Origin of the sequence: Nocardioides sp. NBC_00163 (assembly GCF_045206295.1) — a bacterium.
In the GTDB taxonomy this organism is placed as follows: Bacteria; Actinomycetota; Actinomycetes; order Propionibacteriales; family Nocardioidaceae; genus Nocardioides.
Genome location: NZ_CP108155.1, coordinates 1,395,176 through 1,419,985, shown reverse-complemented (window position 1 = coordinate 1,419,985; position 24,810 = coordinate 1,395,176). Strand labels below are relative to the sequence as shown.

At 70.2% G+C, this 24,810-nt stretch carries 18 protein-coding genes and 1 riboswitch; of the genes, 13 read left to right on the top strand and 5 right to left on the bottom strand.

Annotated features, from left to right (window positions below; all coding sequences use genetic code 11):
• Positions 1–23 precede the first annotated feature (23 nt).
• Entirely contained in the window at positions 24–380 is a 357-nt protein-coding gene (locus tag OG801_RS06815; protein ID WP_406034680.1) for a hypothetical protein, read from the bottom strand.
• Here OG801_RS06815 and OG801_RS06810 point away from each other — a divergent pair.
• From OG801_RS06810 to OG801_RS06790, 5 genes are all read left to right on the top strand, one after another.
• Entirely contained in the window at positions 355–2,517 is a 2,163-nt protein-coding gene (locus OG801_RS06810; RefSeq protein WP_406034679.1) for a transglycosylase domain-containing protein, read from the top strand. The two genes, OG801_RS06815 and OG801_RS06810, sit on opposite strands and share 26 nt — an antisense overlap.
• 73 nt (positions 2,518–2,590) lie before the next feature.
• Complete coding sequence (locus OG801_RS06805; protein WP_406034677.1) at positions 2,591–3,226, top strand: TetR/AcrR family transcriptional regulator; 636 nt, start codon at positions 2,591–2,593, stop codon at positions 3,224–3,226.
• Positions 3,223–4,836 (top strand): CocE/NonD family hydrolase, encoded by a 1,614-nt coding sequence (locus tag OG801_RS06800; protein WP_406034675.1) that lies wholly within the window; start codon positions 3,223–3,225, stop codon positions 4,834–4,836. Before OG801_RS06805 ends, OG801_RS06800 begins: the two co-directional genes overlap by 4 nt.
• 86 nt (positions 4,837–4,922) lie before the next feature.
• A riboswitch (SAM riboswitch) is annotated at positions 4,923–5,036 on the top strand.
• A 43-nt stretch (positions 5,037–5,079) separates the two neighbouring features.
• The gene (locus OG801_RS06795; protein WP_406034673.1) at positions 5,080–6,417 is read left to right on the top strand and encodes an aminotransferase class V-fold PLP-dependent enzyme; all 1,338 of its coding nucleotides are present in this window, start codon (positions 5,080–5,082) and stop codon (positions 6,415–6,417) included.
• A 37-nt stretch (positions 6,418–6,454) separates the two neighbouring features.
• Positions 6,455–7,510 carry a biotin/lipoate A/B protein ligase family protein gene (locus tag OG801_RS06790; protein WP_406034671.1) on the top strand — a complete coding sequence of 352 codons (1,056 nt, stop codon included), beginning with the start codon at positions 6,455–6,457 and terminating at the stop codon, positions 7,508–7,510.
• A 5-nt stretch (positions 7,511–7,515) separates the two neighbouring features.
• Here the strand turns inward: OG801_RS06790 and OG801_RS06785 are convergent, their stop codons facing one another.
• On the bottom strand, positions 7,516–8,340 hold the full coding sequence (locus OG801_RS06785) for an alpha/beta fold hydrolase (protein ID WP_406034669.1): 825 nt from the start codon (positions 8,338–8,340) through the stop codon (positions 7,516–7,518).
• Positions 8,341–8,517: 177 nt separating this feature from the next.
• Between OG801_RS06785 and OG801_RS06780 the strand changes: the two genes are divergently transcribed.
• Together OG801_RS06780 and OG801_RS06775 are read left to right on the top strand one after the other, a co-directional pair.
• Positions 8,518–9,348: an alpha/beta hydrolase gene (locus OG801_RS06780; protein WP_406034668.1), complete on the top strand. Its 831-nt coding sequence runs from the start codon at positions 8,518–8,520 to the stop codon at positions 9,346–9,348.
• A 9-nt stretch (positions 9,349–9,357) separates the two neighbouring features.
• A complete protein-coding gene (locus OG801_RS06775) occupies positions 9,358–10,161 on the top strand; it encodes an MBL fold metallo-hydrolase (protein WP_406034666.1) in 804 nt (267 codons plus the stop codon).
• Here the strand turns inward: OG801_RS06775 and OG801_RS06770 are convergent.
• Positions 10,158–12,908, bottom strand: a complete 2,751-nt coding sequence (locus OG801_RS06770) for a LuxR C-terminal-related transcriptional regulator (RefSeq protein WP_406034664.1) — start codon at positions 12,906–12,908, stop codon at positions 10,158–10,160. The genes OG801_RS06775 and OG801_RS06770 overlap by 4 nt on opposite strands.
• A 580-nt stretch (positions 12,909–13,488) precedes the next feature.
• On the opposite strand from OG801_RS06770, the gene leuS reads away from it, so the two are divergent.
• The 5 genes from leuS (at position 13,489) to holA (ending at position 21,188) form a co-directional block, all read left to right on the top strand.
• Positions 13,489–15,972, top strand: coding sequence for a leucine--tRNA ligase (leuS, locus tag OG801_RS06765; protein ID WP_406034662.1), 2,484 nt, complete (start codon positions 13,489–13,491; stop codon positions 15,970–15,972).
• Positions 15,973–16,023: 51 nt separating this feature from the next.
• The gene (locus OG801_RS06760) at positions 16,024–16,884 is read left to right on the top strand and encodes a DegV family protein (protein ID WP_355018101.1); all 861 of its coding nucleotides are present in this window, start codon (positions 16,024–16,026) and stop codon (positions 16,882–16,884) included.
• Between the two features lie 115 nt (positions 16,885–16,999).
• Positions 17,000–17,890, top strand: a complete 891-nt coding sequence (locus tag OG801_RS06755) for a helix-hairpin-helix domain-containing protein (RefSeq protein ID WP_406034659.1) — start codon at positions 17,000–17,002, stop codon at positions 17,888–17,890.
• Positions 17,887–20,175 (top strand): ComEC/Rec2 family competence protein, encoded by a 2,289-nt coding sequence (locus OG801_RS06750; protein ID WP_406034658.1) that lies wholly within the window; start codon positions 17,887–17,889, stop codon positions 20,173–20,175. Before OG801_RS06755 ends, OG801_RS06750 begins: the two co-directional genes overlap by 4 nt.
• 29 nt (positions 20,176–20,204) lie before the next feature.
• Positions 20,205–21,188, top strand: coding sequence for a DNA polymerase III subunit delta (gene holA / locus OG801_RS06745; RefSeq protein WP_406034656.1), 984 nt, complete (start codon positions 20,205–20,207; stop codon positions 21,186–21,188).
• 212 nt (positions 21,189–21,400) lie between these two features.
• On the opposite strand, the gene rpsT is transcribed toward holA, so the two are convergent.
• Positions 21,401–21,661 carry a 30S ribosomal protein S20 gene (rpsT, locus tag OG801_RS06740; RefSeq protein ID WP_406034654.1) on the bottom strand — a complete coding sequence of 87 codons (261 nt, stop codon included), beginning with the start codon at positions 21,659–21,661 and terminating at the stop codon, positions 21,401–21,403.
• Between the two features lie 310 nt (positions 21,662–21,971).
• On the opposite strand from rpsT, the gene OG801_RS06735 reads away from it, so the two are divergent.
• A complete protein-coding gene (locus OG801_RS06735; RefSeq protein ID WP_355018105.1) occupies positions 21,972–23,831 on the top strand; it encodes a long-chain fatty acid--CoA ligase in 1,860 nt (619 codons plus the stop codon).
• Here OG801_RS06735 and OG801_RS06730 read toward each other — a convergent pair.
• Entirely contained in the window at positions 23,816–24,760 is a 945-nt protein-coding gene (locus tag OG801_RS06730; protein WP_406034652.1) for a hypothetical protein, read from the bottom strand. The genes OG801_RS06735 and OG801_RS06730 overlap by 16 nt on opposite strands.
• Positions 24,761–24,810 lie beyond the last annotated feature (50 nt).

The window sequence follows — 24,810 nt, the reverse complement described above, 5'->3', positions numbered from 1 at the left end:
GGTAGGATCAACGGCCGCCGCAGTCAGTTGCCTAGGTCAGGTGGAGCAATGGAACACCGGAGCGCCGAGCCTCCGAAGGGTCCGACCGGTCCGCCGCCGTCGTGGAGGCCGCCTCCTCCGCCCGCTCCACGGATCGCGGCCGAGCCGCCCCGGACCACGCCCAGCAGGCCGGGTGCGCGTCGCGCGGCGCCCAAGCCGTCCTCCGCCGGCGCCTGGCTCGCGAAGGCCGAGCCCGCCAAGATCTGGGCGGCCGAGAAGTGGGCGGCGGCCAGGAGCTCGACGTCCACGGGTTCGACATCGGGGTCCTCGAAGACCTCGTCGAGCTGGCGACGCTGGGGGAAGGTCACGGCGAAGGTGGCGCTGGTCGGGTTCCTGGCCATCGCCCTGATCGGGTCGGTGACGGCGATCGTGGCCTACAACCGGATCAAGGTGCCCGACCCCAACGCCGCGTTCGAGGTCGAGACCTCCTTCGTCTACTACGGCAACGGCAAGACCGAGCTCGGCCGCTACCAGGACGGCGACCAGAACCGGATCAAGCTCGACGCCGACGAGATCCCGGAGACCGTCAAGCACGCCGTGGTGGCCGCCGAGGACCGTACGTTCTACGAGAACAGCGGCGTCGACGTGAAGGGCATCGTGCGGGCCGCGTTCTCCAACACCACCGAGGGCACCTCGGGCGGTGCCTCCACGATCACCCAGCAGTACGTCAAGAACTACTACCTCAGCGCCGAGCGCTCGTACTCGCGCAAGCTGAAGGAAGCGGTGATCGCCCTGAAGCTGACCAGGCAGAAGAGCAAGGACCAGATCCTCACCGACTATCTCAACACGATCTACTTCAACCGCGGCGCCTACGGCATCGAGGCGGCCGCGAAGGCCTACTTCGCGAAGTCCACCAAGGACCTGTCGCTGCAGGAGACGGCGGCGCTCGCGGCCATCCTCAACAACCCGGCCGGCTTCGACCCCGCCAGCAGCACCTTCCGTGGCGAGGAGAAGCTGCTCGGCCGCTACCAGTACGTCCTCTCCGGCATGGTCGACCTCGGCTACCTGAAGCAGGCCGACGCCGACAAGGTGAAGGACGCGCTGCCGAAGTTCCCGGCGAAGACGGTGCCGAGCCGGCTCGGCGGCCAGCGCGGCCACGCGCTCACCATGATCAAGGCCGAGCTGCTCGGCCTGAAGGGAGCCGACGGCAAGCCGCTGTTCACCGAGGAGAAGATCGACAGCGGTGGCCTCCGGATCACCGCGACGCTCTCGCCCAAGGTCATGAAGGCGTCGGCGACCGCGGCCAAGACCGTGAAGCCGAAGAACCGGAAGGCGTACGTCAAGGGCGACCCCGAGCAGAAGAACGCCCTGCACGTGGCGACCGCCTCGGTCGACGTCGAGTCCGGAGCGCTGCTCGGCTTCTACGGTGGCCAGGACTACCTCGACAGCCAGCACAACTGGGCCGCGACCGGTGGTCACGCCGGGTCGACGATGAAGGCCTTCGCCACTGCGGCGGCCATCGCGAAGGGCTACTCGCTGAACTCGACGTGGGCGGGTGACTCGCCGTTCACGACCTACGCCGGCTCCGAGGTGGTCAACGAGGGTGAGCAGGCCGGGATCGCGGACGGGATGGACTACGGCCAGCACATCACGATGCTCAAGGCGATGGAGCAGTCGGTGAACACGGCCTTCATCGACATGACCGAGTCGATGGGTGGCCCCGAGGAGGGCCGCAAGGCGATCTACGACACCGCGGTCGCCGCGGGGGTCGCCCCGGCGAAGGCGAACCCGAAGTTCCCGGGGATCCCCAGCACCACCACCGACTTCGACCACAAGGCCGACGACCGGATCGCCCTCGGCCGCGCCAACGTCAGCCCGATCAACATGGCCAACGCCTACGCCACGATCGCCAACGGCGGCTACCGCCACGACGTACACGTGGTGAAGAAGGTCCGCGACCGCGCCGGCAACGTCCTCTACAGCTGGAACGGCCGGAAGAACGCCCGGCACGCGATCTCCGAGGACATCGCCGCCGACGTGACGTACGCGATGCAGGGCGTGGTGCAGAGCGGCTCTGGCCAGAAGGCCCAGAGCATCGGCCGGCCGGTGGCCGGCAAGACCGGCACCGGCACCTGCACCAACGCGCAGTACGTCTGCTCGTCGTGGTTCGTCGGGTTCACGCCGCAGATCGCCACCTCGGTCCGCTATTCGCGCGGCAACGGTGAGGGGAAGCTCGACGGCGGCTGGATGCCGTCCTACTTCGGCGCCGACTATCCCACCGAGACCTGGGCGGCCATCATGGCGAAGGCCATGGAGGGCAAGGAGGTCGAGAACTTCCCCGAGCCCGTCTACGTCGACGGCCAGGATCCCGAGACCGGACACGAGGAGGAGCTGATCGCTCCGCCCGCTCCGCCGGAGGAAGAGGACGACGGCGAGGAGTGCGACCCGGTCTCGGAGTTCTTCGGCACCTGCGACGGCGAGGGCGACGGCGAGGGCGGCTGGGGAGACGGCGGCAACCCCTGGGAAGGCCGTCCGTGATGTGAGCTGAGGCGTACGCCTAAGTTTTTCGCGACACTTGTGAATTAATTAACACGTGTCTAGGATCGCGCTCATGGAGTTCGAGCTGGCCGCGGCCACCCCAGCCAAGGATCGCCGCGTCCGGCGTTCGCGGGCGGCGCTGATCCAGGCCGCAATCGCCCTGGTGACCGAACGGGGCACGGCTGCGATTCCGATCTCCGACATCGCGTCGGCGGCGGACGTGAGCCGGCAGCTGGTGTACCAGCACTTCGGCGATCGCGACGCCCTGCTGCTCGAAGGCGCGCTCGACCTGGCCAGGACCGGGCTGCTGCCACGTTTCGCAGAAGCGTCGGCGGAAGGGCGCGAGCGTGCGCTGGCCATGACGCGGCACTTCGCCGAGCATCGCGTCTTCTACCGGGCGATGCTGAACAGCTCCAGCGCCCATGCGCTGACCAAAGCACTCAGCGGCCTGATCCTCCCGGTCAACCGGCGTGCCGTGGAGGCGCACTTCGCGGAGGGCCACGACCCGCAGCAGCTCGATGACCTGGCGGTCTTCATCACTGGCGGCGGGGCCGCCTTCATCAACGCCTGGGTGACCGACGCGGAGGACCCGCTCGACCCCGAGGACCTCGCCGACCGACTCATCGGGCTGCTCGGCATCATCACCGCCGCAGTGCGCCAGACGGCTGCTTCCGACGTGCCCGTGCTGAAGAAGGAGACCGACCGATGAGCCTCATGAGTCACATCATCCAGCGCCAGATGAAGCTTTCCGAGCCACTGACGCGGAAGGTCGTCGTCGACCGCGACCTGCGCGTTCCGATGCGCGACGGCGTGGAGCTGCTGGCCGATCGCTGGACGCCGAAGGGCGGCGCGGAGGGCCTGCCGACCGCGCTCGTCCGGTGCCCGTACGGCCGTTCTGGCTTCTTCGGCGCGATCATGGCCCGCCCGCTCGCCGAGCGCGGCTACCAGGTGCTGATCCAGAGCGTCCGCGGCGGCTTCGGCTCCGGTGGCGTCATGGATCCCATGCTCCAGGAGCGCGAGGACGGCCTGGACACGTTGGACTGGGTGATCGAGCAGCCCTGGTTCGGCGACTCCATGGTGCTGGTCGGCATCAGCTACCTGGGCTATGTGCAGTGGGCAGTTGCCGACAGCCTGCCGCCGCAGGTCAAGGCCATGATCCCGGTGGTCACCGAATCGGCGCTGACGAGTGAGTTCATGCGCGCCGACGGCCGTTCGTTGGAGCTGCCGCTCGAGTGGGGCGCGCTGGTCGCCACCCAGGAGCGCCCCTTCGCGATGTTCCGCAGGAACGCCCAGACCAAGAAGACGGCCGCTGCCCTGCGCGTGCTGCCTCTGCAGGATATGGACGTCGCGGCCACCGGCGAGCGTTCGCAGTACATCCAGGACGTTCTCGCCCATGATGCCGACGATCCGCACTGGGACGGCATCGACCACCGCCATCGGGTCGCCGGCACGCTTGCGCCGGTCAGTTCCATCGGCGGCTGGTACGACGTCTTCCTGCCGGGTCAGCTGCGGGACTTCGCGATTCTTCAGGACGCCGGCAAGCCGGCCCGGCTCACTGTCGGGCCCTGGACCCATGTGGACCTGACGATTCCTGGAGCGGCCGAAGCGGTCGACTTCGGCCTGGCATACGCGCGCGGCGAGGAGCCGGCCGAACGGGCACCGGTGCGGTTGTTCGTGATGGGCGAGGACGCCTGGCGCGACTTCGAGTCCTGGCCGCCGAAGGGCTATGAGCCGCAGCGTCTCCACCTCCAGAGCGACGGTGGTCTGTCGGTGAGTACCCCGGACGACTCGGATCCCGACCGCTATCACTACGACCCGGCCGATCCGACCCCGGCGGCCGGGGGCATCAGCATCAGCCACGGCGGCCGCGTCGACAACGGGGCCGTGGAGGCCCGGTCCGACGTGCTCACCTACACCACGACGGTGCTCGACGAGGACGTCGAGGTCGTCGGCGAGGTCAGTGCCGAGATCTGGTTCCGGTCGAGCCTCGCGTACGCCGACGTCTTCGTGCGGCTCTGCGATGTCGACGAGGAGGGCCGCTCCCACAACGTCTGCGACGGACTCATCGGTCTGACGGGCGCCGACGAGCTCACCTGCGCGACCGTGCGGCTCTGGCCCACGGCGTACCTGTTCAAGCGCGGCCATCGGATCCGCGTGCAGGTCTCCAGCGGTGCCTTCCCGCGCTACGCCCGTAATCCCGGGACCGGGGAGCCGCTCGCCACCGCCACGACGCTCCTGGCTGCCGACCAGACGGTCCACCACGATCCAGAGCATCCTTCGGCGCTGATCCTGCCGGTTCGCGCCGTTCCGGCCACCTAGGCGCGTCCAATATGTAGGACAAGCGTCCATAGTTCGAGACGTACGGTTTGCGGGGCCTCTCCGTCTCCGGCACCATCTTCGGCGAAGGTCACGACTGCCAGCGCGAAGCCCCGGCTTGCTGGCGGGCAACCCTCCCACGCGGTGGGGTGCTCCGGGTGACGACCAGGCCCTCGCCGAGGTGGCGCGGGCAAGCGCGTGCTTCGCCGGGTAGCCCTGGGGAGCCATGACCCGAAGGGTGCCCCCATGTCCCTGCTTCCGCTCGTCGGCTCGAACACGCAGGTCCCGCTGCTGGACGGAACGACCACGACGTACGCCAACCTCGATGTCGCCGCCTCGGCGCCGGCGCTGCAGAGCGTGGCCGACCGGGTGGCCGAGGTCCTGCCCTGGTACGCCTCGGTGCATCGCGGCGCCGGCTACCTGTCCCAGGTCTCGACCGCCCTCTACGAGGAGTCGCGGGCGACGATCGGCGCCTATGTCGGCGCCCGCGAGGACGATGTCACCGTCATCACCCGCAACACCACCGACTCGGTGAACCTGCTCGCCGGCTGCGTACCCGGCCGGGTGCTCGTCCTCGACATCGAGCACCACGCCAACCTGCTCCCGTGGCGCCGCGTCGAGGCCGGTGTCACCGTGGTCGCCGGCCGGGACACCCTCGCCGGCACCATCGACGCCCTCGCCGGCGAGCTGGCCCGCGACAGCTTCGCCCTGGTCGCGATCACCGGCGCCTCCAATGTCACCGGTGAGGCGCTGCCGGTCGCCGAGATCGTCACCCTGGCCCACGCCCACGGCGCCCGGGTCCTCGTCGACGGCGCCCAGCTGCTCGCCCACCGCCACTTCTCGCTGGCCGCGACCGGCGCCGACTACGTCGTCCTCTCCGGCCACAAGCTCTACGCCCCCTACGGCGCCGGCGCCCTGGTCGGGCGCCGCGACTGGCTCGACGTCGGCACCCCCTATCTCGCCGGGGGAGGGGCCGTCGATGACGTCACTCACGCGTCGGAGGTCGAGCTTGTCGAGACCACGTGGCAGCCCGCCCCCGCACGCCACGAGGGCGGTTCGCCCAACGTCATCGGCGCCGCGGCCCTGGCCGCCGCCTGTACGACTCTCGGTGGCCTCGAGCCCGCCGAGCTGGACCGCCACGAGGCGTCACTGAGGGGGCGTCTCGTGGCCGGCCTGTCCGCGCTGGAGGGTGTGGATGTTCTGCGCTTGTGGCCCGACTCCGAGGAGCCGGTCGGGGTTGTCACATTCACGGTCGACGGCATCGAACCCGGCCGGGTCGCGGCCTACCTCTCCGCCGAGCACGGTCTGGGCGTACGCGACGGCCGGTTCTGCGCCCAGCCGCTCCTCAAGCGCCTCGGGCTCACCGCCGGCGCGGTCCGCGCGAGCATCGGGATCGGGACCTCGGTCGCGGACGTGGACCGGCTGGTGGCCGGAGTACGCGCTCTTCTCGCGGGTGACGTCAGGGGCGACTACGTCCTCGTCGACGGGGCCTGGACGCTCGCCGAGGACCCGCGCCCGCTCGTCGGACCGGCCGGTCTGACCCGCCTGGCCGACACCGCCGGCTCGTGCGGAGCGGCGGTCTAGCCGGGATGATTCGGGGCGCTCACGGTGTTGAGAAATTGTGAGCGAAAGAGTGCATGGCGAGCGGAAGGTACGCGGCGGCAAGCTGGTCGTCGTCGACGCGACAGTCTCCGTTGACACGATCATCGACGTCGTCCTCTCGGGCGACTTCTTCCTGGAACCCGACGAGGCGCTGGGCTGGCTGACCGAGGCGCTGGAGGGGCAGTCCGTCGACGTCTCCATCGACCAGCTGACGGCGGTGCTCGACGTCGCCGCCCGTGATGCCGAGCTGGTCGGCTTCGGCACCCGCGACGTCGCCCTGACGGTGCTGCGCGCGTTGGGCCGGGCCACGACCTGGGACGACCTCGACCTCGAGATCGTCGAGACCGGGCCGCTCGCGCCGAAGATGCAGATGGCGCTCGACGAGGTCATCGTCCGCCAGGTCGCCGAGGGTCGCCGCGCCCCCAACCTGAGGTTCTGGGACTGGGCCAGCAGCGCGGTCGTGATCGGCAGCTACCAGTCGATCTCCAACGAGGTCGACGAGGCCGGCGCCGAGCGTCACGGCATCGAGGTCGTACGCCGCATCTCAGGTGGCGGTGCAATGTTCATCGAGCCGGGCAACACGATCACCTACAGCCTCGCCGTCCCCGACACGCTCGTGGCCGGCATGTCCTTCCAGGAGTCGTACGCCTTCCTCGACGAGTGGGTGCTGCGCGGCCTGCGCAGCGTCGGCATCGAGGCCGCCTACGCCGGTCTCAACGACATCGCCTCGCCGGTCGGCAAAATCGCCGGCGCCGCGCAGAAGCGGATCCCCGGCGGCGTCCTGCACCACGTCACGATGGCCTACGACATCGACGCCGACAAGATGCTCGAGGTGCTCCGGATCGGCCGGGAGAAGATGTCCGACAAGGGCACCCGGAGCGCCGCCAAGCGGGTCGACCCGATCCGTTCCCAGACCGGGCTGAGCCGCGAGAAGGTCATCGACGCGCTCCTGGCGGAGTTCGAGCAGAGTTTCGGGGCGGCGTACGTCGGTCTCGACCGGGCCACGATCGACGAGGCCGCGGCGCTGGTCGAGAGCAAGCACGGGACTCCGGCCTGGCGGGCCAGGGTGCCGTAGGCCGGTCATCGGTCGATGAAGGCCAGCAGGTCGGCGTGCAGCCGGTCGCGATCGGTGTCCGGGAGGGCGTGGCTGGAACCCTCGTAGACCTTCAGCTCCGCGCCGTCGATCAGCTCGGCCGAGCGGCGGCCCCCGACGTCGATCGGCACGATCTGGTCGTCGTCGCCGTGCACGACCAGCGTCGGCACGTCGATCTTGGCCAGGTCGGGCCGGAAGTCGGTGGCGGAGAAGGCCGCGATGCACTCGTAGGCGCCACGGTGCCCGGAGGCCATGCCCTGGAGCCAGAAGGCGTCGCGGGAGCCCTGCGGCACATCGCCGTTGCGGTTGTGCCCGAAGAACGGCCCGTCGGCCAGGTCGCGGTAGAGCTGGGCCCGGTTCGCCAGCTCCCCGGCGCGGATCTCGTCGAAGACCTCGATCGGTAGCCCCTCGGGGTTGTCCTCGGCCCGCAGCATGAGCGGCGGCACCGCGGAGACCAGGACGAGCCCGGCGACGCGGGCTGTGCCGTGCCGCCCGACGTACCGGACGATCTCACCGCCGCCGGTCGAGTGCCCGACGAGGGTGAGGTCCTGCAGGTCGAGCGCGTCGATCAGAGTGGCGAGGTCGTCGGCGTAGGTGTCCATCTCGTTGCCCGACCAGGTCTGGCTGGAGCGGCCGTGGCCCCGGCGGTCATGGGCGACGGCTCGGTGACCGTGCTCCGCGAGGAACAGCGCGGTGGCCTCCCAGGCGTCGGAGTTGAGCGGCCAGCCGTGGCTGAGCAGCACGGGGCTCCCGCTGTCGCCCCAGTCCTTGTAGAAGATCTGGGCGCCGTCGTCGGCGGTGATGTAAGGCATCGGCTTCCTCCCACGGTCGGTTGGGTCCTGTCCCGACGAGCCTCGCCCAGCCACCCGGCTCCGCGGACCACGTGGACCGCGTAGTCCCGGGACTACGCGTCGTACGTGGTCCGGAGCCAGCGCCACTCGATGGACGATCGGAGCATCCCAGCCCCAGCACCCGAGAGGGAACCTGACATGAGCACCCCGGACACCATCGTCCTGATCCACGGCTTCTGGGTCACACCCCGGTCGTGGGAGAACTGGAAGGCGCGCTACGAGGCCAACGGCTTCACCGTGCACACCCCCGCCTATCCCGGCTTCGAGGTCGAGGTCGAGGCTCTCCGCGCCGACCCGACCCCGATCGCGGACCTCACCCTGGAGGCGATCGTCTCCCACGTGGAGGCCTTCCTCGACACGCTCGACACCGCACCGATCATCATGGGCCACTCGGCCGGCGGGGCGTTCACGCAGGTCGTGATGGACCACGGCTACGGCGCCGCGGGCGTCGTCCTCAACTCCGCTCCGACCGAGGGCATCCGGGCCACGCCCTGGAGCCAGCTGCGCTCGGTCTTCCCGGTGCTCAAGAACCCAGCGAACCATCACCGCGCCGTCGGGTTCGACGCCGAGCAGTGGAGGTACGCCTTCACGAACACCTACACCGAGGAGGAGTCGTTGGCGTTCTACGAGCGCTACCACATCCCGGCCTCGGGTCGCGTCCTGTTCGACTCCGTGCTGGCGAACTTCCAGCCCGGTCACCAGGGCGCCTGGGTCGACTTCAAGAACGCCGACCGCGCGCCGCTGCTGTTCCTGTCCGGGTCCGAGGACCACATCATGCCGCCGTCGGTGCAGGCCTCGAACGTCAAGCACTACAAGGGCGAAGGCACGGTCACCGAGCACGAGACGTACGAGGGCCGGCCGCACCTGATGGTTGCGGGCTCGGGGTGGGAGGAGATCGCCGACCACGCGCTGGAGTGGGCGCTCTCCCACGCGGTGCAGCGGGGGGCCGCCGGGGCCTCCCCCTCCTGAGGCCGCGCGATGGAGCTCGCCCTCACTCATGTCGGAGGACCGACGACGCTCCTCGAGGTGGCGGGGTGGCGGATCCTGACCGACCCGACCTTCGACGCCCCCGGCCGGACGTACCGGTTCGGCTGGGGGACGTCCTCGCGGAAGACCGCAGGTCCTGCGGTCCCCGCCGCCGAGATCGGCCCCATCGACGCCGTCCTCCTCACCCACGACCATCACGCCGACAACCTCGACGACGCCGGCCGGGCGCTGCTGCCGGACGTCGGGGTGGTGGCCACCACCGCCTCGGGCGCGCTCAGGCTCACCAGGTCGGGGCTGGGCCGGTCAGTCCGGGGCCTGCGGCCGTGGCAGACCACGGTGCTGCAGGCGCCGGGGCGTCCGGCGGTCACGGTCACCGCTACCCCTGCACGTCATGGAATCCGAGGCAGCAGGCCGATCGTCGGTGATGTCATCGGCTTCGCCCTGACGTGGGAGGGGCAACAGCACGGCGCCGTCTGGGTCTCGGGGGACACGGTGCTCTACGGCGGTCTCGGCGAGGTCGCGACCAGGGTCGACGTCGGGACCGCGGTCCTGCACCTCGGACGCGTCGGGTTCCCGGTGACCGGGCCGCTCGCGTACACGATGGGCGGTCGGGAAGCGGTCGAGCTGTGCGGGCTGCTCGACCCGGTCACGGTGGTGCCTGTGCACTACGAGGGCTGGTCGCACTTCCGTCAGGGGCGGGACCGGATCATCGCCGACCTGGCCGATGCTCCGCCTGGGATCGCGGACCGCTTCCGCTGGCCGACGCCGGGCGTGCCGCTCCGGCTGCCGGTCTAGGCGTTCAGACGGTCGGCCAGCTGCCGGCGAGAGGAGATGCCGAGCTTCTGGAAGACCTTCCGCAGGTGGTAGTCGACGGTGTTCGGGCTGATGAACAGGTTGGCGGCGATCTCGGCGTTGGTACGTCCGGACGCGGCCAGGCGCGCGATCGTGTGCTCCTGGGTGGTGAGCTCCAGCGGCGGGGCGGCGTCCGTGTTCACGACGTCGTCGGTCCGGGCACCGAGAACCTCGAGCTCGGCGAGAGCTCGTGAGACGAAGATCTCGGCGCCGCTGTGGCGCAGGTGCCGAAGCGCGAGGCGGAGCTGCTCGGCCGCCTCGCGACGGCGCCGGACACGGCGGAGCCACTCGCCGTAGAGAAGGTACGACCGGCCGAGCTCGGTCTCTGCCAGCGTCTTGTGCAGGGCCGCGACGGAGGCGAGGTAGTGGGCCTCCGCCTCGTCGTCAGGGCTCACCAGGGCGATCGCGCGCTCGGCTGCCCCCTCGCACCACGGCATGCCGTTCACCGCCGCCCGGCTCGCCAGGTCCTGAGCGACCCGCTGTGCTTCGTCTGGGTGCCCGGAGCGTACGGCTGACTCGACGAAGTCGGCGTACCACAGCGGGGTCACCTGAAGGAACGGATCGTCGACCAGCGGCCGGTGGCGCTGGTACGCGTCCTGGTAGCGCCGGTCCGCGAGGTCACGCGCGACCAGCCCCTCGATCCCCGAGAACTGCACCCCGCCGAACCCGAGCCCACCGGCGCCGTCGGCCATGGCCGCCACCAGCTCGCGTGGCTCGCCGGACCAGGCCATCACCGCGACGTTGGGCACGTTCGCGTCCTCGTAGCCCATGGCGACCCGTACCTCTCGATGCGTCTCCACCCAGCGGCTGGCCCGGTGCAGCGAGCCGCCGTAGACCTCGCAGAGGGCGATGATCCACAGCAGCGTGTCGAGCACGAGCAGGGCGCCTCGGTCGCGAGCGGCCCGTGCGGCGCGATCGAGGCCGGCGGCTCGGCCCTCGTCATCCCACAGGTAGGCGCCAAGACCGCCGATCACGCTGCCGAAGTACATGATCTCGTCATCGGGCAGGGCGAGCACCGCATCGAATGCCGCGCGAACCTTCGGGTACGCCGTGTCGTACGGCTCCAGGATCAACGCGGCCAGCCCGCGCAGCACGACCGACCATCGGCCGTCCAGGTCCGCGCCGGCGAGCATCCGCCGGCCCAGCTCGGCCTGGGTCACGCCGGTCATGAGCCGGTCGGCGCTCGAGCATCGGTCGAAGGCCCGCAGCAGGGCGTCCTGCTCGCGTACGTCGTCGAACCCGTGGAAGAGATCGGCGGCCCGCAGGTGGTCGGCCGCACCGCTCATCACCCCGTCCCGTTCGGCGCGCAGCAGCGTCAGCGAGCTGCGGATGAGCAGCGCACGGCCTCGGGTGACCGGGCCGGCGGACTCCTCGTCGAGGTCTTCGACGAGCCGCTGCGAGAGGTGCGTGGCGCCGACGGCCAGCGCCGCCTCCGCGGCGCCGACCTGTCGTACGGCACGAGTCTCGCCCGGCGGGCTCAGCTCGGCGGCACGGGCGAGAAGACGCGCACACGAGACGAGGCCGCCGCGTCGAGCGGCCAGCTCCGCGGTCAGGTCCAGCCGGGCGGCGACCTCCTCGTCGGTCCCGACCACGGCCCGTGCCGCGTGCCACGCCTCCGCCTCGGTCAGGTCCGCCCGGTCGGCGGCCCGCGCGAGGGCGCGGTGGACACGGCGTCGGTCGACGCCCGAGGCCGCGTTGTAGACCGCCGAGCGCACCAGGGGATGGCGGAACCGCACGGTCGGGGTGAGCTGGACGAGTCCGGCGACCTCGGCGCGGTCGGCGTCGTGGAGGGTGAGGCCGAGCTCCGCGCCCGCGGCGGCGAGCAGGTCGATGTTGCCGGTCGAGTCCGCCGCGGCCAGCAGCGCCCAGGTCTGGACCGCCTGGTCGGCCTGGCGTACGCGGCGTACGTAGTGCGCCTCGAGGTGGCGACCGACGGGGACGGGCTCGCCGGCCATGCCCAGGTCCGGCAGCTCGTGGACCAGCGACTCGCCCGCGAGATCGATCAGAGCGAGCGGGTTGCCGCCGGTGGCCTGGGCGATCGCCAGGGCCACCGACGGAGGGAGCGGTTCCGCCGCCGCGCGGTTCAGCAGCCGCACGGAGGCGTCGGTGTCCAGGCCGGCCAGCACGAGCTGGGGCACGCCACCGAGATGCTCGGCCAGGCCGGCCTCGTCGCGCCCGGCGAACACGACCGCGACGCGCTCGACCGCGATCCTGCGGGCTACGAACGCCAGCGCGTCCAGGCTCTCCGGGTCGAGCAGATGGGCGTCGTCGATCGTGCAGACGATGCCGTGCCCGTTGCTCGCGGCGGCCAGCAGCCCGAGGACCCCGAGGCCGACCAGGTAGCGGTCGGGCGGCGGTCCGTCCGCCTCGCCCGAGGCGACGAGCAGGGCGCGGCGTTGCTGCTCCGGGAGCATTCCGCACTCGGGGTGCAGCGACGTCACCAGCCGCTGGACCGCGGCGAACGCCATGTCGGACTCGGACTCGTAGCCGTCGAGCCGGACCACCCGAAGGCTCGTGCCGGTGGTGGCTGCGGCGAGCAGCGCGGACTTGCCCAAGCCCGGTTCGCCGAGGACGGCGATCGACCCGCCCTTGCCGTTCCGCGTACGGCTCAGCAGTGCGGCCAGGCGTACCTGCTCCGGGTCTCGGCCGACGAGGGCGGCCTGGTGCTGCTGCTCGGGGGCGCTCTGCACGAGGACGACGCTAGCTACCGGGGCGGGTATGTCGCATGACCCAAATGGACGACAACCCGGGGGATGTTCGGGTCGGTGCCGCGAATGCGAGAGCCCCTACGACCGGGTCGTAGAGGCTTCGAAGTTTGGACTCCGCTGCTCGGAGCGTTCCTTGGATGAGATGGGGGGGTCCTCATTCACGACCGACATCACGAGCAGCGGAGCGCCGCCAGTCTGGCACGCTCAGATGTGCCCTCGCAATAGGTGAACGCCCCTCCGAGCCTATTTTCTGTCGGTCGATCTGCAGGGCGGAACACATGGACTATGGAAAGTACTAGACCAGAGGATTTGGACCGTACTTTCCGGGCCCTCTGACCCAGGCGGTCCATGCCCGCGTACGGGTCGCGAATGACGGTGGCCGCGGTGGTCGGCTACCCTGGGCACATGCAGATGTCTGTCCTGCTTCTTAGGCAGCCGCGCTGACCCTGAGGGACACACCCCGGTCACGCGGCTACCCCTCCATGTGAGGGGCCCTTCTCATTTGTAGGGCTTCTTCCAGAAGCAGTCTCGACGCACGACACTCGACAAGGACGAAAGACCAATGACGCAGGAGCAGGCCGAGCACGCGACGTACGACGTCACCGAGCTGCAGGACAAATGGCGCCCCATCTGGGAGAAGCTGGAGCCGTTCAAGGCGGGTCAGCGCGAGGGGGCCGAGAAGCGCTACGCGCTCACGATGTTCCCCTACCCGTCCGGTGACCTGCACATGGGCCACGCCGAGGTGACCGCGCTGCACGACGTGCTGGCCCGCTACTGGTGGCTGAAGGGCTTCGACGTCCTGAACCCGATCGGCTGGGACTCCTTCGGCCTGCCTGCCGAGAACGCCGCGATCAAGCGCAACGAGAACCCCGCCGGCTGGACCTACGCAAACATCGAGACCCAGGCGGAGTCGTTCAAGCGCTACGGCATCTCCTTCGACTGGTCGCGCCGTCTGCACACCTCCGACCCGGAGTACTACAAGTGGACGCAGTGGATCTTCCTGAAGCTGTACGAGGCCGGCCTGGCCTACCGCAAGAAGTCGCCGGTCAACTGGTGCCCCAACGACCAGACGGTGCTGGCCAACGAGCAGGTCGTCAACGGCGAGTGCGAGCGCTGCGGCGCGGTGGTCACCAAGCGTGACCTGACGCAGTGGTACTTCAAGACCACGGCATACGCCGAGGAGCTCTACAACGGCCTGGACCAGCTGCAGGACACCTGGATCGGCAAGGTCGTCAACATGCAGCGCAACTGGATCGGCCGGTCCGAGGGCGCGCACGTCGACTTCGAGATCTCCCTGACCTCGGGTGAGACCAAGAAGGTCACCGTCTTCACGACGCGTCCCGACACGCTGTACGGCGCGACCTTCATGGTCGTCGCCGCAGACGCGGATCTGGCTGCTGAGATCGTGGCGCCGGAGCGGGCGGCTGCGCTGGAGGGCTACCTGGAGGACGTACGCAAGGCCTCCGACATCGACCGGCTGGCGACCGACCGTCCCAAGACCGGAGTCGACCTGGGTGTCACCGCGACCAACCCCGTCAACGGCGAGCAGATCCCGGTGTGGGCGGCCGACTACGTGCTGGCCGACTACGGCACCGGCGCTGTGATGGCCGTCCCGGCCCACGACCAGCGCGACCTCGACTTCGCCAAGGCGTTCTCGCTGCCGGTGCGCCGCGTGGTGGACGTGCCGGGTGCGGAGAACCCCGAGGAGACGTACGTCGCGACCGTGGGTGACGGTGCGTACGTGAACTCGCCCGAGCTGGAGGGCGTCGCCGACAAGGCGAGCGGCATCCACAAGATCATCGAGAAGCTGGAGGCCGAGGGCCACGGCAAGGGCACGATCAACTACCGGCTGCGTGACTGGCTGCTGTCGCGGCAGCGCTACTGGGGTGCGCCGATCCCGATCGTGCACTGCCCGGTCGACGGTGAGGTGGCGGTGCCGGACGACCAGCTGCCGGTGCAGCTGCCCGATCTGGCCGGAGCTGACCTGAAGCCGAAGGGTGTCTCGCCGCTGGCGGCGGCCTCCGAGTGGGTCAACGTCTCCTGCCCGAAGTGTGGCGGTCCGGCCACGCGCGACTCGGACACGATGGACACCTTCGTGGACTCGTCGTGGTACTTCCTGCGCTACCTGTCGCCGACCGACGAGACCCAGGCCTTCTCCTCGGAGCTGGCTCGCGAGTGGGGTCCGGTCGACTTCTACCTGGGCGGCGACGAGCACGCTGTGCTGCACCTGATGTACGCCCGCTTCTTCACCAAGGCGCTGCGCGACATCGGCCTGATCGACTGGGACGAGCCGTTCTCGGCGTACCTGTCGCAGGGCAAGGTCATCAACGGCGGCAAGAAGATGTCGAAGTCGCTGGGCAACGGTGTGAACCTGTCGGACGTGCTGGAGGAGTTCGGTGTCGACGCGACCCGGCTGACCCTGGTCTTCGCCTCCCCGCCGGAGGACAACATCGACTGGGCCGACGTCTCGCCGGCGGGTTCGGTGAAGTTCCTGCAGCGGGCCTGGCGCCTGGCCGGGGACGTGACGTCCGCCCCGGGCGTCGACGTCACCGGTGGGGACGTCGCGCTGCGGCGTACGACTCACAAGACCATCGCCGAGGCCGAGCAGCTGATCGAGTCCTACCGGTTCAACGTCGTGGTGGCTCGCGTGATGGAGCTGGTCAACGCGACCCGGAAGGCGATCGACTCCGGTGTCGGTCCCGCCGACCCCGCCGTACGTGAGGCCGCGGAGACGGTCGCGATCCTGCTCTCGCTGGTCGCGCCCTACACCGCCGAGGAGATGTGGGAGCGTCTGGGGCACGAGCCGACGGTTGCGCGGGTTGCGTGGCCGACGCCTCTGCCCGAGCTGCTCGTGGAGGACGTAGTGACGGCGGTCGTGCAGATCAAGGGCAAGGTGCGTGCGCGCCTGGAGGTCTCGCCCTCGATCTCCGAGGCCGACCTGGAGGCGGCCGCGCTGGCCGACCCGACGATCGCGGCCGCGATCGAGGGTCAGACCGTACGCAAGGTCATCGTCCGCGCGCCGAAGCTCGTCAACATCGTCGTCTGATCGGCTCGGCTCGCGCTGTCGAGGCGATGGGTCGATCTGTAGGCTTCTGACATGGCCCGGGTAGCGATCGTGACCGACTCGACCGCGATGCTTCCATCCGATCTCGGGGATGCGACGGAGCTGATCACATCGGTGCCGTTGCAGGTGATCGTGGATGGGACGTCGTACGACGACGGGGTGGAGGAGACATCGCCCGAAGCGCTGCTGGCGGCGTTGGCGGCGCACAAGACCGTGACGACCTCCCGGCCCTCGCCGGCACTCTTGGCAGAGGTCTACGAAAAGCTCGCGGCGCAGGGCTTCGAGGAGATCGTCTCCATCCACCTCTCCGCGGACCTGAGCGCGACGTGCGAGTCCTCGATGCTGGCAGCGCGGGAGGCTCCGGTGCCGGTGATCACCGTGGACACACGGCTGGTCGGGCCCGGGGTCGGGTTCGCGGTTCTGGCCGCCGCGGAGGTGGCCGGGCGCGGCGGGAGCGCTGCCGAAGCGCGCGAGGCCGCGCTGGCGCGGGTCGCCGCCACTCGTTCCTACTTCTACGTCGACACGCTCGAGTACCTGCGCCGCGGCGGGCGGATCGGAGCCGCTGCTGCCCTGCTCGGGACGGCGCTGGCGGTCAAGCCGCTGCTCACCATCGAGGACGGGCGGGTCGTTCCGCACGAGCGGGTGCGTACGGCCGAGCGGGCGATCGCGCGGCTGCAGGCGCTCGGGGTCGAGGCGGGTGAGGACGCGGACGCCGTCGAGATCGTCGTCGCTCACCTGGGCAGCCCGGACCGGGCGGCCGCGATGACCGAGGGGCTCTGCGCCGAGCTGGGCGGCAAGATCAATGGCGACGTACGCGTCGGGGTGCTGGGCGCGGTGCTCGGTGCGCATGTCGGGCCCGGGTGTGTGGCGGTCGTCGTGGGGCCCAAACTCTGATTCTGGGCCCGTTCTTGGGCCGGTTACCGTCCACAGGGACGGTTGAGGATCGGGTTGTCCACAGGCGCTGAGAACGCGCTCGGAAGTGTCGGCGCGGGCGCATAGCTTCGGCGTCATGCGGACCCGACCGACCTCTGATCACGCCGATGCCGTCGCCCGGCGGCTGGAGCAGCTGCGCGCCGAGCTGGACCCGCCGGGGGAGGAGGACGAGGGCGAGGAGGACTGGCAGCCGCCGTGGTGGGACGGGCCGAGAGCGACCGACACCGCGGAGCTGGATCCGTTGGTGCCGGTCCCGGGACGCCACGCGTCTCGGCGTCAGGTCGTGATCTCGCCTGATGCGGTGCTGCCCGAGCCGCTGCGCGGGCGGGTGAGCCTTGGTCCGTGGCATCTGGTCGTCGTCTCGCTGGTGCTGGTCGCCGGGTTGGCGGTGGCCTGCTGGTGGATGATCCGCGCCGACCCGGAGGTGGTGCCGGCTGCCCGGGCCTCGCCCTCGGCCTCCCCGCTGGTCGCGCTGCCGACCGCCTCGGTGGCGCCCGGGAGCACGGCCGCGGTGCCGTCGGGCGGGGCGTCGGCCGGGACGGTGACGGTCGACGTGGAGGGCAAGGTGCCCAAGCCCGGCATCGTCGTGCTGCCGGTCGGCTCGCGGGTGGTGGATGCCGTCGAAGCCGCCGGTGGCGCCTCCCACAAGCAGCTCGCCGGGCTCAACCTCGCTGCTCTGCTCAGCGACGGTCAGCAGATCGTTGTGGGTGCGCCCAACGGGGGAGTGGGCGCTGCAGCGGCCGGCTCCGGTGGTCCGGCCGCCGGGGCGCCGGGTGCGGGAGTGAGCCTCAACGCCGCCTCCATGGAGGAGCTGGAGACGTTGCCCGGGGTGGGCCCGGTGACGGCGCAGGCGATCATCGACTGGCGCACCACCAACGGCGCGTTCACCTCCGTCGACGAGCTGCTCGAGGTCGACGGGATCGGACCGAAGACCTACGACTCGCTGGCACCGCTGGTCACGTTGTGAACGACCTGCGCCTGCCGCTTCTCGGAGCCGGTGCGTGGGCGGGGGCGTTGGCCGGGCCGGTGGTGGTGGCCGGCGGACGGTCGGGGGTGATTCTGCTCGTGCTCCTCGCCGCGGTCCTCGGCATCGGCGGTGGATGGGCCGTTCGGATGCGCCGCCCGACGGCGCTGGCGTTGGTGCTGATGGTCGCCGGGACCGCCGTCGTCGCGGGCCTGCACGCCGCCCGGGTCAGCGACAACCCGGTGGCGGACCTGGCCGCGCGCAAGGCGCAGGTGCGGGTGGTCGCCACCGTCACCACCGACCCGAAGGAGGTGACGGGTCAGCACGCGACGTACCAGCTCCGGCGCGCCAGCGTGCGGGAGATCAAGGGCCGAGGGGTGGTCTACCGGCTGCGTACGCCGGTGGTCGTGCTCGGCGGCGACGCCTGGGCGGACATCCCGCTGGGGGCGACGGTGTCGACGACCGGACGCTTGGGGAAGAGCGACTCGCATGAGGAGTCGGCGCTGCTGATCGCCGGCCCGCCTCGAGTCGTCGCCGGTCCGGGGATCTGGTGGCGTGCCTCCGAGACGCTACGTGCCTCGATCCGGGACGCGGTGGCACACCGGCCGCCCGACCAGGCGGCATTGGTCCCGGCGCTGGTCGACGGTGACGACACCGGCCTCTCCGACGACCTCGCGGACGACTTCCGCACGACCGGGCTCACCCACCTGCTCGCAGTCTCCGGCACCAACCTGACCCTGGTGGTCGGGTTCCTGCTGATCGTGGCCCGCTGGGCCGGGGTGCGGGGAAGAGGGCTGTACGCCGTCGGGGTGCTCGGCATCCTCGGGTTCATCGTGCTCGCCCGCACCGAGCCAAGCGTGGTGCGGGCCGCCGCGATGGGTGCGGTCGGACTGCTGGCGATGACGCACAACGGACGCCAGCGAGCGTTGCGTGGGCTCGGCGCGGCGGTGATCGGGCTGCTGCTGATCGACCCCGGGCTGGCGACCTCGATCGGGTTCACCCTCTCGGTCCTGGCCACGGCCGGCATCCTGCTCTTCGGGCCACCATGGCGCGACGCTCTGAGGCGTTGGATGCCGCAGTGGTGCGCGGAGGCGATCGCGGTCCCGGCAGCGGCGCAGCTGGCCTGCACTCCGGTGGTCGCCGCCATCTCCGGCCAGGTCAGTCTCGTCGCGGTGCTCGCCAACCTGCTCGTCGAGCCCGCCGTCGCACCCGCGACGGTGCTCGGTCTCCTGGGAGGTCTGCTCGGGCTGGTGTGGGATCCGCTCGGCATGGTCGCGGGCACGGTCGCGACCTGGTGCGTCGCCTGGATCATCGCGGTGGCCCGCTTCGGCGCCGGGCTGCCGACCGCGGAGGTCGGCTGGGCAACCGGGCCGCTGGCCCTGGCGGTGCTCGTGGTCGTCTGTGCCGCGATCGCCTTCCTGGCGCCACGGATCCTGCGGCATCCGGTCACCGGGGCCGCCGGATGCCTGGTGCTGCTCGCGGTCGCGCTGGTGCGGCTGCCGAGCCCGGGTTGGCCTCCACCGGGTTGGGTGCTCGTGATGTGCGACGTAGGACAGGGAGATGCCCTGGTGGTGCGCACCGGGACGGGAAGTGCCGTCGTGGTGGATGCCGGCCCCGATCCGGACCTCGTCGACGACTGTCTCGACCGCCTCGAGATCGAGGACGTTCCGCTCGCCGTGATCACCCACTTCCACGCCGATCACGTCAACGGCGTCGAGGGCGTCTTCGCCGGGCGGCGGGTCGGTGAGCTGTGGACCTCGCGGCTCCAGGACCCGCCCGAGGGCGTACGGGTCCTCGGGGAGACCGCCGGGGCGGCCGGGGTGGTGCCGGTTCCGGCTCCCTACGCAGCCACGACCAGCATCGGTGAGGTGCGGATCCAGGTGCTCTGGCCGACGGGCGAGTCCGACACCCGCGGCCCAGGGGACGGCTCCACCGCCAACGACGCGAGCGTGGTTCTTCTCGTCGAGTCCCGCGGCCTGCGTCTGCTGCTGACCGGCGACATCGAGCCGGAGGGACAGGACCAGCTCGCAGACGACCTGGCCGAGCTCGACATCGACGTGCTCAAGGTGCCCCATCACGGGTCGCGCTATCAGGACCTCGACTGGCTGCGTACGCTGCGGGCGCAGGTCGCGCTCACCTCGGTCGGCGCCGGCAACGACTACGGCCATCCCGCCACGGCCACGGTCCAAGGGCTCGAGGAGAGCGGCACCAAGGTCTACCGCACCGACCGCGACGGCTCGGTCGCGGTCGTCGAGTCGGGAGGTGAGGCGGCCGTGGTGACGCGATAAGTGTCGGTGCCGTGTGGGAGGGTTTGAGCATGGCACGCACCGCCTCCGCACCGAGCCCCACCGGCAACCTCTCGGCCTCCGACGTCCTGGGTCGGGTGATGCTGGTGACCGGCAAGGAGGAGTTCCTGGGGGAGCGTACGGTCAGGGCTGCGAAGGCCGCGGTGAAGGCCTACGACGCCGAGGCTGAGGTCTCCGAGGCGACCGCCGCCGACCTGACGCTGGCCACGCTCGGCGAGCTGAGCGCACCTTCGCTCTTCTCGAGCATCCGCTGCGTCGTGGTGCGCAACCTGGAGAACCTGCCGGACGAGTCGGTCGCGGGCCTGGTGGAGTACGCCGGGATGCCGTCCGAGGAGGTCGCGCTCGTCCTCGTCCACGGCGGCGGGCAGAAGGGCAGCGGCACGCTCGCCAAGCTCCGCAAGCTCCCGAAGGTGACCGAGCACAAGTCCGTCGAGCTGAAGGCGCGCGAGTTCGGCAGCTTCGTGAAGGCCGAGCTGCGGCTGCACGGAGCGAGCATCGACGAGGAGGGCGCCGACTTCCTGATCCAGGCCGTCGGTCAGGACCTCCGCTCCCTGGCGGCCGCTGCCAGCCAGCTCGCCGGCGACAACGAGGCGAAGCGACTGGGCGTGGATCACGTGAAGCAGTACTTCGGCGGCCGGGCCGAGGTGAAGAACTACGTGATCGCCGACGCGATCATCTCCGGCGACCGGGTCAAGGCCCTCGAGGAGATCCGCTGGGCGCTCGACACCGGCTCCTCCCCGGTCTACGTCCTCTCCGCCGTGGCCGGCCAGCTGCGCACAGTCGCCAACCACGTCGCCGGCATCCGCGACAGCGGCACCCCACCGTGGAAGCAGAAGTCCATCGCCGGCCTCGCCCGCGGCTGGTCCCGCGAAGGCATCGGCGAAGCCCTCCGCTCGGTCGCCCGAGCCGACGCCGACCTCAAAGGCGCGGCCAGCGACCCGGCGTACACGCTCGAGCGCCTCGTCCTCACCATCGCCGCCCTCCGCCAGCGCTGACCCCTCCTGAGCCGTCGCCCCGGTCGGCCGAGGCGTCACTCCGGTCGGCCGAGGCGTCAGGTGCGTCGGCCGAGATGGCATCACGCTGCCCACTCGGCCGACGTACGTGACTTCTCGACCAGCGCGAGTGACGTCTCGGCCGACGGGGGTGACTTCTCGGCAAATGAACAAAGCCCCCGTCGCGGAGGACGGGGGCTTCGGTGGGGCTTACCTCAGAGGGAGGAAGCCTTCTTGGCGATCGCCGACTTGCGGTTAGCGGCCTGGTTCTTGTGGATGACGCCCTTGGAGACGGCCTTGTCGAGCTTCTTGGTGGCGACCTTGGCGGTCTCGACCGCAGCGTCCTTCTCGCCCGCCTCGGCGGCGGCGTGGAACTTGCGGATGACCGTCTTGAGCTCGCTCTTGACGGCCTTGTTGCGCTCGTGCGCCTTGTCGTTCTGCTTGTTGCGCTTGATCTGCGACTTGATGTTCGCCATGGGTGAATGATCTCCAGTGCTTCGACGTGTGGTGGTGCGAGCTCTCAATCCGGCCCCTCGGGGAAATGAGAGGGGAGAGGCCTACGCGAACACGCTTGCGGTCAAGATTACAGACTCGCGTCGTTTGGCCTCAAATCGCCGTACCTCACGTAGCTACTCCGGGGTAGGCTGTGGTGATCTCGGTCACGAGATTTCCGGCGGAACCCCCTGTTGCGGCTCGGCTCCAGCGTCTAGGGTCCCCCGCGCGGTCCCTCTCGTGCTAACCGCCCACCGTTCACCCCCCACGCACACACTGCAGGCCAGGAGAATCATGCCGACCCAGTCCGCGATCGATCTCGCATTCCTCGACGAGATGCCGGCGAACTTCGCCCTTCACTTCCTCAACCGGGTCAAGGCGACCCCGAACGCGGAAGCGTTCCGCTATCCCGTGGTCGGCTCGACGACCGAGGCAGGCGGAGAGGAGTGGAAGTCGCTGACCTGGAAGGAGGCCAGCGACATGGCCAGCCGCCTTGCCGCGGGCCTCGTCTCGCTCGGCCTCGAGCTCGAGCAGCGGGTCGGCATCGCCTCGACCACGCGCTACGAGTGGATCATCGCCGACCTCGCGGTGATGCTCGCCGGCGGCGCCACCACAACGGTCTACCCGACGACCAACGTCGACGACACCGCCTACATCCTCGGTGACGCCGAGTGCCGCTTCGTCTTCGCCGAGGACGACGATCAGCTCGCCAAGATCGCTGAGAGGGCGGCCGACCTGCCCGAGATCGTCAAGGTGATCACCTTCGACGGCCAGACAGACGGCGAGCGGGTCATCGGCCTGGACGACCTCGCTGCCATCGGTGACAAGTACCTCGCCGACCACCCGGACCTGATCGAGGAGACCGCGGCCAAGATCACCCCGGACCACCTGGCCACCCTGGTCTACACCTCGGGCACCACTGGCCGGCCGAAGGGCGTGCGCCTCCTCCACCGCGCCTGGGTCTACGAGGGCGAGGCCGTCCGGGTCCAGGGCGACGTGCTCGGCCCCGACGATCTGCAGTTCCTGTGGCTGCCGATGTCGCACGTCTTCGGCAAGGTGCTGCTCTCGATCCAGATCGCCTGTGGTTTCCCGACCGCGATCGACGGCCGGATGGACAAGATCGTCGACAACCTCGGAATCGTGAAGCCGACCTTCATGGGCGCCGCCCCACGCATCTTCGAGAAGGTGCACGCCAAGATCACGATGATGGTCGAGAACGACGGTGGTGTGAAGAAGAAGCTCTTCGACGCCGCCTTCGCCAACGGCATCGCCCGCGACCGTCTCCTGCGCGAGGGCAAGTCCGTGCCGACCACGATGGCGCTCAAGCACGCCGTGCTCGACAAGCTGGTGCTCAGCAAGGTCCGTGACCGCTTCGGTGGCCGCGTACGTTTCTTCATCTCCGGCTCCGCCCCGCTCAACCGCGACATCGCCGAGTGGTTCCGGGCCGCGGGGATCCTCATCATGGAGGGCTACGGCTCGACCGAGAACGCCGCGGGCGCCTCCGTCGGCACCCTGACGGAGAACAAGCTCGGCACCGTCGGCAAGGCGTTCCCGGGCAGCGAGGTGAAGATCGGCGAGAACGACGAGCTGCTCATCCGCGGCCCGCACGTGATGCCGGGCTACCACAACCTGCCCGAGGAGACCGCCAAGGCGCTCGACGCCGAGGGCTGGTACCACACCGGTGACAAGGCCTCGATCGACGAGGAGGGCTACATCACCATCACCGGCCGGATCAAGGAGCTCTTCAAGACCTCGGGCGGGAAGTACGTCGCGCCGCCGGCGATCGAGTCGAAGTTCGCCGCGCTGTGCCCCTACACCAGCCAGTTCCTGGTCTTCGGTGCCAACCGCAACTTCGTCAGCGCCCTGATCGCCCTCGACCCCGAGTCGATCACCGCCTGGGGTGCCTCCCACGGTCTGGAGGGGAAGTCCTACGAGGAGATCGTCACCTCCCCGCAGGTGCGTGAGCTGATCGGCGGCTACGTCGACGAGCTCAACGCGAGCCTCAACCGCTGGGAGACCATCAAGAAGTGGGAGATCCTCGAGCACGACCTGACCGTCGAGAGCGGTGAGCTGACCCCGTCGCTGAAGGTCAAGCGCAACGTCGTCGAGGCCAAGGAGCAGGCGCGGATCGACGCGTTCTACGCCGGATCCTGATCCCAGGCCCGGCGTTCCGCCAGCCAGTCCAGACACACCTCGCCCTGGCACCGCTGCATCCTGCGGAGGTGGGGCGAGGTCGTCTTGACCGGCTGGTCGGCTGCGGCCAGGAAGTAGCCGGCGAAGAGCGCCAGGACGGAGTCGATGGCCTCCGGTGCAGCCTGCGACAGCAGCGGATGGCTGGCCAGGAACGACTCGGCGTCGAGGCCGTCACCGCGCGGCCCGACCAGCAGCAGGAGCGAGTCGATCCAGTCGGCGCCGAGGACCGGCCAGGTCCACTCGACCAGCAGGACGCCACCGTCGGGGCGGATGCGGACGGTGTCGTCGCGTACGTCCAGGTGGACCAGCGTCTCACCGGCGGTGTGCTCCGCGAACCCGGCGGCGATCTCGGCCGCCCGCTCGGCGTGTGGGTAGCCGGCGACCCGGTCCCACAGGGCGGGGTAGGAGGCGTGCTCCTCGGCGAAGGTCGGCCAGCCGATGCCCGGGGCCGGGGTGAGCGCGGCAGCGGTCTCGACCAGCGCCTGCGAGACGATCTCGAGGTCCGAGGGAGTCCAGGGCCGCGAGGGCAGCCGCGACTCGACGTGCTCGAAGGCCAAGACCACCCACTCGCCGTCGTCGAACCACCTCAGTTTCGGGGCGGGGACCCAGCCGGCGAGCTTCTTCAGCTTCGCAGCCTCCTCCCGGTAGAGCGCCGCGGAGTCGCGCTGCGCCTTGGCGGAGGCAGCCTTCACGAAGTGCTCTGAGCCGTCCTGGCAGGTCAGCACCGAGGCGAACCCCGGCGTGAACCCGGCCCCGTGCGACTCCGCCGAGACCACCGGCCCACCGCCGAGCCGCTTCTCGATCGAGGACCGCAGGAACGGGGGCAGGTGGGGCCACTCCAGGCGGCGGGCGGTCTGCCCGTGCGGGATGTTCGTCGGGATCGCGCTCACGACCACATCCTTGTGTACGCCGGCCATGATGCGCCAGCGCACCACGGCAC

What these genes read in the sequence shown, in the direction of transcription:
- OG801_RS06760 (WP_355018101.1), top strand. Translation starts at nt 16,024, where the DNA reads ATGGCCCGGGTAGCGATCGTGACCGACTCGACCGCGATGCTTCCATCC.
- OG801_RS06785 (WP_406034669.1), bottom strand. Translation starts at nt 8,340, where the DNA reads ATGCCTTACATCACCGCCGACGACGGCGCCCAGATCTTCTACAAGGAC.
- OG801_RS06815 (WP_406034680.1), bottom strand. Translation starts at nt 380, where the DNA reads ATGGCCAGGAACCCGACCAGCGCCACCTTCGCCGTGACCTTCCCCCAG.
- rpsT (WP_406034654.1), bottom strand. Translation starts at nt 21,661, where the DNA reads ATGGCGAACATCAAGTCGCAGATCAAGCGCAACAAGCAGAACGACAAG.
- OG801_RS06755 (WP_406034659.1), top strand. Translation starts at nt 17,000, where the DNA reads ATGCGGACCCGACCGACCTCTGATCACGCCGATGCCGTCGCCCGGCGG.
- OG801_RS06780 (WP_406034668.1), top strand. Translation starts at nt 8,518, where the DNA reads ATGAGCACCCCGGACACCATCGTCCTGATCCACGGCTTCTGGGTCACA.
- OG801_RS06805 (WP_406034677.1), top strand. Translation starts at nt 2,591, where the DNA reads ATGGAGTTCGAGCTGGCCGCGGCCACCCCAGCCAAGGATCGCCGCGTC.
- leuS (WP_406034662.1), top strand. Translation starts at nt 13,489, where the DNA reads ATGACGCAGGAGCAGGCCGAGCACGCGACGTACGACGTCACCGAGCTG.
- OG801_RS06800 (WP_406034675.1), top strand. Translation starts at nt 3,223, where the DNA reads ATGAGCCTCATGAGTCACATCATCCAGCGCCAGATGAAGCTTTCCGAG.
- OG801_RS06775 (WP_406034666.1), top strand. Translation starts at nt 9,358, where the DNA reads ATGGAGCTCGCCCTCACTCATGTCGGAGGACCGACGACGCTCCTCGAG.
- holA (WP_406034656.1), top strand. Translation starts at nt 20,205, where the DNA reads ATGGCACGCACCGCCTCCGCACCGAGCCCCACCGGCAACCTCTCGGCC.
- OG801_RS06795 (WP_406034673.1), top strand. Translation starts at nt 5,080, where the DNA reads ATGTCCCTGCTTCCGCTCGTCGGCTCGAACACGCAGGTCCCGCTGCTG.
- OG801_RS06735 (WP_355018105.1), top strand. Translation starts at nt 21,972, where the DNA reads ATGCCGACCCAGTCCGCGATCGATCTCGCATTCCTCGACGAGATGCCG.